Source organism: Streptomyces sp. NBC_00162, from assembly GCF_024611995.1.
Classification (GTDB): Bacteria; Actinomycetota; Actinomycetes; order Streptomycetales; family Streptomycetaceae; genus Streptomyces.
The window spans coordinates 6009270-6021059 of sequence record NZ_CP102509.1 but is presented as its reverse complement, the minus strand read 5'-3'; the positions used below and the strand labels follow the sequence as shown (position 1 = coordinate 6021059).

Genomic DNA, 11790 nt, shown 5'->3' with positions numbered 1-11790 from the left:
GTCCGAAGTAGGGTGTTCCGCATGACAACCGGGGTGCGGCGCAGAATGGGTGTCGAGGAGCGGCGACAGCAGCTGATCGGGGTTGCCCTGGAGCTGTTCAGCCACCGCTCCCCCGACGATGTGTCGATCGACGAGATCGCGGCGGCCGCGGGGATATCGCGGCCGCTCGTCTACCACTACTTTCCGGGCAAGCTGAGCCTGTACGAGGCCGCGCTGCGACGGGCGGCCGATGAGCTGGCGCTGCGGTTCGTGGAGCCGCAGGAGGGGCCGCTCGGGTCCCGGCTGCTGCGCGTGATGGGGCGGTTCTTCGCCTTCGTCGACGAACACGGTCCGGGTTTCTCGGCGTTGATGCGCGGCGGCCCGGCGGTGGGGAGCAGTCAGACCAACGCCATGATCGACGAAGTGCGGCAGGCGGCGTACGAGCAGATCCTCTCGCACCTGAACATCGGCCTGGAGGACCCGCCGGCGCGGCTGGAACTGGTGGTGCGGTCCTGGGTGTCGCTGGCCGAGTCCACCGCGCTGATCTGGCTGGACGGGCGGAAGATCCCCCGGGCCGAGCTGGAGTTGCAGCTGGTGCACGATTTCGCGGCGCTGGCCGCCGTGAGCGCGGCGTACGACGCCGAGATGGCCGGCATCCTCGTACGGATCCTGGCCCACGAACCCGCCGACGGGCCCTTCGGGGAGCTGGTCGGGCGGCTGGTCGGGCTGGTTCCTACAGGGGTGCCCGGCCCGAGGTGATCGTGCTTCCGGTGGCCGCGCGTGATCACGGGCGCGCTTGATCACCAATAATTGCCCGCGTGATCATTGACGACGGGATCTTGTTCCGGCCGGCCGAGGAGAAGGACGCCGGACTGCTCGTGCGGCTGTACGACCAGGCCGCCCGCTGGATGCAGAAGCACGGGATCGAGCAGTGGAAGCCCGGCGACAAGGACGCCGCGCACTTCCGGTCGAAGATGCGCGACGGCGAGGTGTGGATCGCGGCCGACTCCGACGGACACGTCTGCGGGGCCTACGAACTGTGGTGGTCCGACGAGGAGGCCTGGGGGGTCCAGCCGCCCGTCGCGGGCTACGTGCACCGGCTGATGGTCGCCCGCGAGGCCGCCCCCGCCGGGGCCGGGCGCCGCATGCTCGAACATGCCGAGCGGCGGATCGCCAGGACCGGGCGGGAGCGGGCGCGGCTGGACTGCGTCTCCACCAACCCCCGGCTGCTCGCGTACTACCGGGGCGCGGGCTACCGGGTGGTCGGGGAGTTCCCCCACAAGGAGGGGAAGGACGGCAGGATCTACGGGGTGATCCTGCTGGAGAAGCGCCTGGACCGGCTCAGCGCCGTGTGAAGACCGACACCGTGCGGGCGGGGGCGGTGAACTCTCCTGTCGTCGCGTCGTACGTGGACCGCTTCACCGTGGCGTCGGAGCCCGCGGCCTGCACCGGGTGCAGGGCGTACGCGGTGCCCGCGAGGGCCGGGACGCGCTGGGGCCGGGCGGTGGGGGTGGCGTTGAAGACCACCACCAGGTCGCCGAGGACCATGGTGATCACACCCGGGGTCTCCTCCTTGCCGGAGAGCGGGAAGGACAGCCGGTCCTGGACCGCCTGCGGGGTGGTGAGGGCGAAGGCCCCTTCCGTCGTACGGATCCTCAGCAGGTCGCGGTAGGCCGCCGAGGCTCCGGTGATCTCGGCGCAGCCGGGGGCCGGGGCGGTCAGCAGGGGCTTCGCGTAGAGCCACTTCGAGGCGTTGTCGGCGGCCGGGGGCAGGCCGCGGCCGAAGCCGTTGCCGTCGCGGCAGTCCCAGTGGACGGCGTTGAACCAGTCGCCGCTGTCGTAGGAGTTGCGGTCCAGGGACTTGGAGCGGAGCAGGTCCGTGCCCGCCTGGGAGAGGGCCGGACCCTGGGAGAGGGCGGCCGTGGCCATGGCCAGGACCTGCATCCGGGCCTTGTCCGCCGCGCCGGTGGCCGGCGGGAGCTTGTAGGTCAGGGCGTCGGCGAGGGTCTCGTTGTCGTGGGCGTCCGCGTAGGCGAGGGCGTCGCCGGGGGCGGCCGCGTAACCGGCCGGGGCGCCGTTGTAGTCGACCTCGGAGCCCTTGACCGTACGGCCGGTGGTGTCGGTGAAGGTGTACGGGGCGAGGTTGCCGGACAGGCCGACCTTGATCAGGTCCTGGGCGTGCAGGAGGCGGGCCTTCTGCTCGGCCGGAGTGCCGTTGGCGGGTGATCCGTTGGGCTCGGTGAACAGGCCGGAGGCGAAGCCCTGGACGTGCGGGTCCTCGTCGAAGGGGCCGCCGCCGCGTACCGCGTCGCGCGCCCGGTCCGAGAAGGTGGCGATGCCGGTGCCGGCCATGTTCTTCTGCGTGGCCTGCACGAAGCGGGCGTCGTCGGCGATCTCGCCGAAGTTCCAGCCCTCCCCGTAGAGGACGATCTTCTTGCCGTCGACCCCGTCCTTGGCGACGGTGAGCTCGTCGAGGGCCTTGCGGACGGCCAGGATGTTGGCCTTCGGGTGGTGGCCCATCAGGTCGAAGCGGAAGCCGTCGACCTTGTACTCCTTCGCCCAGGTGACGATCGAGTCCACGACGAGGCGGCCCATCATGGCGTTCTCGGGGGCGGTGTTGGCGCAGCAGGTGGAGGTGGCGACGCTGCCGTCGGCCAGCAGGCGCTGGTAGTAGCCGGGGACGATCCGGTCGAGGACGGACTTGTCCGCCTGCCCCGAGGCGACGGTGTGGTTGTAGACCACGTCCATCACGGTGCGCAGCCCGGCCCCGTTGAGGGACTGGACCATCCTGCGGAACTCGACCGTACGAGCCGTGCCGTCGGGGTCGCTCGCGTAGCTGCCCTCGGGGACGGTGTAGTGCAGCGGGTCGTAGCCCCAGTTGTACGCGTCCTTCGCGGCCGCGGCGGCCACGCAGGCCTGCTGCTCCTGCGAGTCCGGGGCGTAGACCTTGAGGTCGCAGGCGGGCTCGGTGCGGTCAGCGGGCTTCTCCGGGATCGTGCCGATGTCGAAGGCCGGAAGGAGGTGGACGTACGAGGTTCCGGCGGCGGCCAGGTCGCGCAGGTGGGTCATGCCCGCCGAGCCGGTGTCGGTGAAGGCCAGGTACTGGCCGGGGTGCTTGGAGGTCCGGTCCGCGACCGAGAAGTCACGGATGTGGAGCTCCTGGATCTGGGCGGAGGTGAAGGGCACGGGAGCGGGCTTGCGCAGCTCCTTCCAGCCGGGCGGGGCGAGCTTGGGGTCGGCCAGGTCCACGGCGAGGCTGTGCGTGGAGTCGGCGGTCAGGGCGGTGGAGTAGGGGTCGGTGACGAGGTTGCGGACCACCTGACCGGTGCTCGGTGCCCAGACGGTCACGGCGTAGCGGTAGGGCTTCGCCGTCCAGGAGTGCTCGCCGCGCACCGACCAGACGCCGCTCGCGTCGTCGCGGCGCATGGCGACGGTGCGGCCGTCGAGTTCGAGGGCGACGTGCTGGGCCGTCGGGGCCCAGACGGAGAGGGTGGGGCGGCCGTCCTTGAAGACCGGGCCGAGTGATGCGGTGGTGGCGTACAGGTCGTCCAGGACCCCGGCGAGCTGTACTCCGGTGGCGGCGAGGACGGCGCCGTTCGCGGCGCGGGCGCTCGCGACGAGCTGGCCGCGCAGGGCCTCACGGACCCGGTCGCGGTCGCGCGGATCGACGGTGAAGGCGGTGTACGCGGCCAGGTGCGGGAACTTCTGCTTCTGGGCGGCGGTGAGCTCGGTCCGGTTCAGGCGCAGCCATCGGGCCCCGCCCTCGTGCAGGGTGCCGTTCTCGGCCTTGACGGCGCCGTCGCGGGAGGAGAGGAGCTGGGCGGAGGCGGCGGCAGCAGGGGCGTTCCAGGCGAGGGTGTCCCGGTCGATCCAGACCGCCTGGGCCTTGGTGAGGTCCAGGGCGGCGCCGGAGCCCGCGGGCTGCGGGAGGAGGTAGTTCGGCCGGCCGCCCAGCATCCAGACCTCGTGGCCGGTGGCCTTGAGGTCCAGGGACTGGTCGGAGGGGAGGTCCTTCTCGTCTCCCTTGTGGAGGATGTAGCTGAGGCTGGTCGCCCCGGCCGCGAGCGGGACCTCGTACACCGCGCCGTAGGAGTCGGTGCGGGCGGGGAGCAGCGGCTTGGACCAGTCGGTGGGGATCGCGGCGCCGGTCCAGAGGTGGAGTCCCCAGCCGTCGTAGGCGCCGTCGGGGCGCTGGTAGTGCAGGACGGCCTTGGCCGTGTCCTGCGGCGGGTAGGCGGGGCGGTCGGTGCGGGCGGGTTCCTTGCCCTGCTCCAGCCAGATCTCGCCGGTCTTGGTGACGTCGATGGTCCGGTCGGCGGCGACGTCCTTGTTGCCGTCCTTGTCGATGACGAGGTAACCGACGGAGGAGGCACCGGGCTTGAGCTTGACGTACGCGAAGGCGCCGTAGGCGTCGCGGCCGGTGAAGCCGTGCCCGGCGGGCCACGGCGTCGCCTCGCCCTCGGCGATGTCACCCCAGGCGTAGAGCCGCCAGTTCGTGTAGTCGCCGTCGGGGCGGTTGTAGTGGACGACGGCGTAGTCGCGCTGGGTGGCGGTGGGGGTCTCGACGGGCGGGGCCTGGCCGGCGACGGACTCGGCGAGGGCGCTCGCGGTGCGGCCGGCGGAGTCGACGACGACGGCCTTGTAGCGCAGGGCGGTTCCGGCCGGGGCGGTGACGTGCTGGGTGACCTTGTAGGGGGCGTGGTCGGCGGAGCCGAGGACCTGCCACTTCTCGTTGCCGCTCTGCGTGGCGAAGACGACCCGGTTCAGGCCGCCGCCGCTGACGTCGGCGGAGAGTTCGACGGTGCCGGTGGCGCCGGGGGCCGGGGCCTTGAGGGTCAGGGCGGGCTTGGCGGCGGGGGCCGCGAGGGGGGCGGTGGCCTGGAGGACGACCGAGCCGAAGGCGGGGACGACGACGGTGAGCTTGCCGGCCGCGGAGGCGCGGAGCAGGGCGGTGCCGCCGTACAGGGTGCGGTACTGGGCGCCGGCCGGGGCGTCGATCTCGACGGTCCGGGGCTCGGCCGCGTTGTTCGCGGCGACCAGGTACTCGGTGCGGCTGCGGGCGTCCGTCCGGGCGAAGGCGTAGACGGACCCGTCGGCGAGGCGCTCGCTCTGGATGCCGTCGCGCAGGGCCGGGTGGGCCTTGGTCAGCTTCGAGAGAGCACTGATCTGCTCGTAGAGCGGGTGTCCCGGATCGTAAGCATCGCTCGCGTGGGTGCGCACCGTTCCGAGCTGGTCGTCGTCCAGGTAGTCGGCCACCCGGGAGGCGAAGAGCGGCTGACGGGCGTCCTTGTCACCGCCCGCGCCCGTGAAGCCCTGCTCGTCGCCGGAGTAGATCACCGGGTTGCCCCGGGAGAGGAACATCAGCTCGTTGGCGAGCCGGTAGCGGTCCAGCAGCTCCTGCTCCCCCGCGCCCGGCCGGTCCTGCTTGAGGAAGGCGCCGAAGCGCCCCATGTCGTGGTTGCCGAGGAAGGTCACCTGCTCGTAGGCGTTGGCCTTGTCGGTGGTGTACCTGTAGTCGTCGCCGAGGACGGCGGCCAGCCGCCCGGCTCCCGCGCCCTGGGAGGCGTACGAGCGGATCGCGTCCTGGAGCGGGAAGTCGAGGGTGGCGTCGAGGCGTCCGCGCGTCACGTACGGGGAGGTGACGGCGGTGTCGCCGGAGTAGACCTCCCCGAACATGAAGAAGTCGTCCCGGCCGCGCTTCGCCGCGTACTGATCGAGCGCGGTCGCCCACTGGCTCCAGAACTCCATGTTGACGTGCTTGACGGTGTCGATCCGGAAACCGTCGAGACGGAAGTCCTCGACCCACTTCTCGTAGATCTTCTCCATGCCGCTGACGACCTCGGGACGCTCGGTCCACAGGTCGTCGAGGCCGAAGAAGTCGCCCTGCTCGGAGGACTCGCCGGCGAAGGTGGAGTCGCCCCGGTTGTGGTACATCTGCGGGTCGTTGAGCCAGGCAGGCGCCTTGAGGTTCTTCTTGGCGTCGGCCACGAACGGGGTCCGCGGGAAGGATCCGGCTCCGGTCTTCGGGAACTTCCCCTTCCCGTCGGCATAGTCCTTGTCGTCGAAAGGAACGCCGTCCTTGGTCAGATACGGGAACGCCCCCTTCGACAGGTACGAGTAGGACGCCTCCCGGTAGTCGACGACATCGGCGGTGTGGTTGGTGATGACGTCGAAGAAGACCTTCATCCCCTTCCCGTGCGCCTTGTCGATCAGCCGCTCCAGATCGGCGTTGGTGCCGAAGTGCGGGTCGACCTGGGTGAAGTCGGTGATCCAGTACCCGTGGTAGCCCGCCGAGACGTCATCGCCCTTCCCCTGCACCGGCTGGTTCTTGAAGATCGGCGCCATCCAGATGGCCGTCGTCCCCAGGTCCTTGATGTAGTCGAGCCGGTCGGTGAGCCCCTTGAGGTCGCCGCCCTGGTAGAAGCCCTTGTCCGTCGGGTCGAGGCCGGTCTCCAGGCGGGAGCCGGTGAGGCCGCCCCGGTCGTTGCGCGGGTCGCCGTTCGCGAACCGGTCCGGGAGCACGAAGTAGAACTGATCCCGGGTCAGGTCGTGCCGGGCCGGTTCGGCGGCGAGTTTCGCGTCCGAGGGCGGCGCCGGTGGCCGCGCCGTGGCGGCCGCGGCGGGGAGGGCGGGCAGGAGCGTCACGGCCAGGGCGGCGGCGAGGACTCCTGCGGCAGGGCGTATCAAGGCGGATCTCCTTGTGTACGTGTCGCGTGGATAAGGGCCGCCCGGCGGTTGGCGGGGAAAGGGGTGCCGGGCGGCCCTGGTCGGTGGGGCGGGCGGTTCAGCTGCGCCAGGTGTCGGTCAGCGCGACCTTGCCGCTCGCGGGCACGGTCGCGGTGCGGTTGGCACCGCCCTCCCAGCTGACGTTCCCGGAGGCGTCCTTGCGTACGTACTTGTACGCGAAGGAGGTCCCGGCCGGGAGCGTGACGTCGAGCTTCCAGACGGGGTAGGCGGCCGGGTCGAGCTTCAGCGCGCTGCCGGTGTTCCAGGCACCGAGCTCGGCGCGGTCGCCGGTGACGTAGATGTCCTGGCCGAGGGCGGTGGTGGCGTTGACGGCGAAGGAGGCGCCGGCCGCGACCGGGGCGGGAGCCGCTGAGCAGGTACGGGCGCCGGTGTGCAGGGCGACGGCGGTCCCGGCGGCCAGGGTGGCGGTGAACTGACCGCCGGAGTTCACGGTCACCGCGCGCCCGCTCTGCACGTCGCAGTAGTCGCCGGCCGGGAGCGAGGTCTGGAAGGTACGGGTCAGGGCGCTCGCCTCGCGGTTGATCGCCACGTACGCCTTGGCGCCGCGCCCGAAGGCGATCTGGTCGCCGCCGTTGTCCCACCAGTTGGTGACGGACTGCCCGCGGGCCGCGTTGCGGAAGCCGACCATGGAGGAGATCTCGCGCCAGGCGTGCTGGCACTTCCAGCCGTCGGCGTAGCAGGTGCTCACCGAGCCGCCGTTGGGCGGGCCGGCGTCCTTGTCGGTCCACTCGTAGCCGGAGTGCACGTCCGGGGAGCCGTAGGGCCAGGCCAGCATGAACACGCTGGCGAGGGTGTATGCGGAGCCGTCCTTGTAGGTGAGGGTGTCGCCGCCGCGCTCGGTGTCGTGGTTGTCGACGAACACGGCGGACTGCCCGCTCGCCATGTACCCCCACGCCTCGCCGAAGTTCTTCAGGTAGGCGAGGTTCTCGTTCTGGAAGACCCGCTTCAGATCCCGCGCGTACCGGAACTCCTGCACGTCACCGCTGCCGAGGTACTCGCTGGGCGACACGGCCTCGCCGGCGCCGTAGATGGCCTCCTGCTTCCAGTAGACGCCGGGGTTCGTCAGCCGGGACTTGATGTTGGCGAGGTCGGCGGCCGGCATGTGCTTGGCGGCGTCGATCCGGAACCCGTCGACGCCCAGCGACAGCAGGTCGTTGAGGTAGCCGGCGATCCGGCCCCGCACGTAGTCCTCGCCGGTGTCCAGGTCCGCGAGCTGCACGAGCTCGCAGTTCTGGACGTTGGCCTTGTCCTGGTAGTTGGAAATGGTCGCCCGGCAGTCGTCCATGTCGGAGCCGGAATAGATCCCCGGGTACCCGTACTTCGTGTACGAACTCCCGCCCGTCCCCGTCCCGTCCCCGGCGGCCATGTGGTTGATCACGGAGTCGGCGACGACCTTCACCCCGGCGGCGTGACAGGTGTCGACCATGGCCTTGAAGGCGGCCCGGTCCCCGAGCCGCCCGGCGATCTTGTAGCTGACGGGCTGGTACGAGGTCCACCACTGGGAGCCCTGGATGTGCTCCTGGGGAGGCGAGACCTGGACGTAGCCGTAGCCGGCGGGGCCGAGGGTGCCGGTGCAGGCCGCGGCCACGGAGTCGAACTTCCACTCGAAGAGGACGGCGGTGACGTCCTTGTCTCCGGGAGGCGTTGCGGAGGCCTGGGGGGCATGTGCGGTGAGCGCGGCGAGCGCGGCGGCGGCAAGCACGCCCGCAGCGGCGGCGCGGGCGGTGATGGCGGTGGAGCGTGGGGATCGTGCGGGTCTGGCGGCTCTGGCGGACATGCGGGGGCCTCCTGGCGGGAGAGGTGGGGATTGTCCGCGACCGTAGAGGTGTAGCCCGGAGTGTTGCAAGACTTTGCGCAAGAGATTGCAGAATTGTTTCCGGCGCCGGGCGGTGCGCCACACTCCGGCGGCGCCTCCGGCCCGTTCGCACAGGGGCACGTGCTCAGGCGGCAGGGCCCACAGGGCACCCGCCCGGCGGCCGGAGATTCAGATCCCGTCGGGCGGGGTCAGGAAGTTCGAACCGCCAGACCCCCCGATCGATGCACCAACGGGTTCCGAGCGGCTCCGCCGTCCGGAAGCCGGTTCACCGGCCCTTCACCGTTGGCACTGCAGGGCGTCGGCGCCTGCGGCGATGACTTCGGCGAGCCGGTTGGCGAAAGCCGCGTTGCATCCTCCGAGCCGGACGAAGCCGCGGCCGGCCACCGGTCCGTCATTGCACAGCGAAGGAAGGGTCAGGTCGGCGAGCGCAAGCGCCGCCTGGAGGTTGGTGACAGCGTCTTCGCCGGCCTGGTAGGCGGCGTCCTGGCGCCGCTTGTACTGGATTCGTTCGGTGCGGGTCAATTCGTACACCATGATGCTGCCCTCTCGTGGTAGGCGTGGGAGGTGAGGTGCCGGAACACGTCGTGGATTTCGGTCGGTTCGGTTCAGCAGGCCGTGGCCGTTGCCTGATGTGCGGGCTCTGGGCACACGGGCGCCCCAGGGGGACGAGGCAGTGATCACTTCGGCAGCGCGCACGCCGGACATGCCGACGGCAGCGGCCTCGCTGCCGGGCGGGCGCGGGGTGCGGTCTGAGCCGCAGCACAGTGAGTGGGCCCGGTTCTGGTCGCGATGGGGCAGGTAGACCGTCGGGTTGAGTCTGCGCACACCCCGTGACTATCGCTTTCGATCTTCGTTTCAAAAGGTGCAGGCGAGGACCCCTCTGACGTGTGGGAAGGACCGGGTTGTCCAGGAAATTAGCGGCTGTCACCGCCTTCGCTCTTCGCGGTCGCCGCTCGCGGAACGCTCGACGACTTCCTTGCGTCATGGTCCGGCGGTGCCGTTCCCACCGGGACACCAGCGCAGGACTCCCGCTGCCTTGCCCGCCTGACGCGCCCATCGGCCGGCTGCAGAAGGCCCCTTGCCCGGACGGCGGACCCATCTCGCACGCGGCATGCGGGACTGAGACGCGGCCGCCCGGTCCCTCCCTTCAACCCACTGCCCACCCGCGTGGACGTTGCTCCGACCTGTACAGATGGCACTGCCACACGCGTACTACCGTCATGCGCCGTACCCGAACCCGCGACCGTGGGACGGCGCTCGGGCAGCCCCTTTGTCCGCCAGGGAGTAGCCGGGAGGGGCCGTCGGGCTGCGTTTGGCTGCGGCCGCCTGCCCGAGCGGGGAGGGCGTCGGGTTCCGGTGTCGTGGAGTGGCCTGGCGGGGCGGTCGCGTGAGGGTGATCTGGCGGACCAGCTGCTGGAAGCAAGCCAGCGCGGCGATGGCAGGAAGGGCAGAGGCCGCCCCGGCGGCGATTGTTCTGGGTGCCTGGGCTACACAAAGAAGCGTCGCCAGCGTGGAGAACAACAGGACGATGGACCAGGAATGGAGCGCGCGGCGCTGGTGCAGCGCGGATCTGAGGATGGACAGGGAGGCGACCATCCATGGCCCGTAGATCAACAGGGGCCACCAGCTGACCACTTCGCGTGCTGCCTGAGGTCCGGCGCTGTGGCGCAGGGCGTCGCAGATCGCCAGACCGCTGAGGATGCTCACCACGGCGGCGATGACGGCGACCAGCACGGCGGTGCACAGACTGCCCGTTTGAAGCAGGGTCATCACCCGCGTCTTCGACGGGTGCCGACGGTGCCCTCCGGAGACTTGTGCGTGCGGCTTCCCGGCATGGGTTTGCTTCAGCCCGGCGACGAGGCCGACGGCGCTGACCGTGTCACCGGTGGCGTCGAAGCCGACGGGGGTGACGGGCTCCGGCTGTCTGGGGGCGATGGCCTCTTGAAGGAGGCTCGCGAGCTCCTCCGCCGGATCCCACGGCCCGTGGGCCTCGTCGAGCGGATGCCCGGGGAAAGGGTGCTGCACGTGGTCTGGCACGGGCCAGAATGCTGGGGTCTCCGGCCGGGGGTGGGCGCCGTGGACGTCTGGGGGCCCGTACGGCTCATACACGGGAGGTGCCCCCGGAGTACTCGTCGCACTCGTCGGCAGACGTCGTGGATGGTGCCGCGTTCCCGGACTGTCGGTCGAACTCGATCTGGATCATGCTCATCGTGCGGAGGAAGTCCTCAAAGATCGCAGAGGAGTAGCTCAGATCGATTTCGAGGTCCTCGTGTTCGAGTGTTGCGTTCCCGGTCCGGCTGAAGCCAGATGAGCGGGGCGTGAAAATCCACTTTCCGATCCGGGTGGCCCCGGCGTGAAAGCGACCCCCCTGCCCGTCGCCTTCCGCAGACCTGCGGAAGAAAGCGGGAAGCTTTGCTGTTGTCATATTCCATAAACGCTGTCGATGTTGGTCAGGGTATGCGCCGTCCGGGTGATGCTGGCGGATGAGCGAGAGCCGACCGTGTCTTTTATCGGTTCTGCAAACGTCACAAGAGTGCAGAACCCACACCCTTCTGCATAATTCTGCAGCTCAGGCGACGATGAGCGGCGGGCGGGCGCAGGCCCCGCTGTGACGGAGTCTTCGTCCACGACGGCCCCCGTCCGCCCGAACGTCGGTGCGGCCGGCGGCAGCGCGTGCTTACATGCAGCGGGCCACCGTCCAGCACATTTCTCCATCCTTCACATTTCACTCTTACCGGCCCGCGCTTGCAGCCGCACCGGCCTGCACGAGCATGCCGATCGTCGAGCCGGAACCCGTAAGGTCGCCTGCGCGGCCCCTCGTCCGGCTGCCCTCGGCACTCGACCGATCATCGGCAAGTCCACTGAGATGCCTGGCCGGCGGATTGCTGCGCATGGCTGCAATTGGATGGAGGAGCGCAACTCCGCATATGCCTCTGCGTTATGCCGAAGGATCGCTGGGGCTCCGATCGTGTGCGCCCCTTGAACATCAGCCTTCGGAAAGGACCAGCTGTGGGAGACATCCTCCCGTGGATCGTGCTGATCTCCGCCGTACCGGGTACGGCCGTCGTCGCGTTGACGTCGTCAGGCACTGGCCGTCTGTGGCATGTGGACATGCTCGAACTGAGGCGCCATGAACGCTTCCAGTACGTCATGTCCCGACATGTAGACAGCTGCTTCCGGCGGTCTCGTCAGGAATCCGCAGCGCCGGTACGGCCGGGGGAGAAGCCCGCCGGCGCCGCGGCCTGCCT

7 protein-coding genes are annotated in these 11790 nt (G+C 70.2%); 2 read left to right on the top strand and 5 right to left on the bottom strand.

All coding sequences use genetic code 11. The annotated features are described in order from the left end of the window. The first annotated feature begins 21 nt into the window (after positions 1-21). Together JIW86_RS27920 and JIW86_RS27915 are read left to right on the top strand one after the other, a co-directional pair. Positions 22-738, top strand: a complete 717-nt coding sequence (locus JIW86_RS27920; protein ID WP_257556615.1) for a TetR/AcrR family transcriptional regulator — start codon at positions 22-24, stop codon at positions 736-738. Between the two features lie 59 nt (positions 739-797). After that, positions 798-1334, top strand: a complete 537-nt coding sequence (locus JIW86_RS27915) for a GNAT family N-acetyltransferase (protein WP_257556614.1) — start codon at positions 798-800, stop codon at positions 1332-1334. Here the strand turns inward: JIW86_RS27915 and pulA are convergent. The 5 genes from pulA to JIW86_RS27890 all read right to left on the bottom strand — a co-directional run bounded on the left by pulA (position 1321) and on the right by JIW86_RS27890 (position 10967). Beyond that, a complete protein-coding gene (gene pulA, locus JIW86_RS27910; protein ID WP_257556613.1) occupies positions 1321-6666 on the bottom strand; it encodes a pullulanase-type alpha-1,6-glucosidase in 5346 nt (1781 codons plus the stop codon). The two genes, JIW86_RS27915 and pulA, sit on opposite strands and share 14 nt — an antisense overlap. Positions 6667-6763: 97 nt before the next feature. Next, positions 6764-8503 carry a carbohydrate-binding module family 20 domain-containing protein gene (locus tag JIW86_RS27905; protein WP_257556612.1) on the bottom strand — a complete coding sequence of 580 codons (1740 nt, stop codon included), beginning with the start codon at positions 8501-8503 and terminating at the stop codon, positions 6764-6766. A 315-nt stretch (positions 8504-8818) separates the two neighbouring features. After that, positions 8819-9073, bottom strand: coding sequence for a hypothetical protein (locus JIW86_RS27900; protein ID WP_308296564.1), 255 nt, complete (start codon positions 9071-9073; stop codon positions 8819-8821). Between the two features lie 687 nt (positions 9074-9760). Then, positions 9761-10579: a hypothetical protein gene (locus JIW86_RS27895; protein ID WP_257556611.1), complete on the bottom strand. Its 819-nt coding sequence runs from the start codon at positions 10577-10579 to the stop codon at positions 9761-9763. 64 nt (positions 10580-10643) lie between these two features. Beyond that, a complete protein-coding gene (locus JIW86_RS27890; protein ID WP_257556610.1) occupies positions 10644-10967 on the bottom strand; it encodes a hypothetical protein in 324 nt (107 codons plus the stop codon). Positions 10968-11790 lie beyond the last annotated feature (823 nt).

Bases quoted from the DNA above. Each gene is read 5' to 3' on its own strand.
- JIW86_RS27905 (WP_257556612.1), bottom strand. From the start codon at position 8,503: ATGTCCGCCAGAGCCGCCAGACCCGCACGATCCCCACGCTCCACCGCC.
- JIW86_RS27920 (WP_257556615.1), top strand. From the start codon at position 22: ATGACAACCGGGGTGCGGCGCAGAATGGGTGTCGAGGAGCGGCGACAG.
- JIW86_RS27890 (WP_257556610.1), bottom strand. From the start codon at position 10,967: ATGACAACAGCAAAGCTTCCCGCTTTCTTCCGCAGGTCTGCGGAAGGC.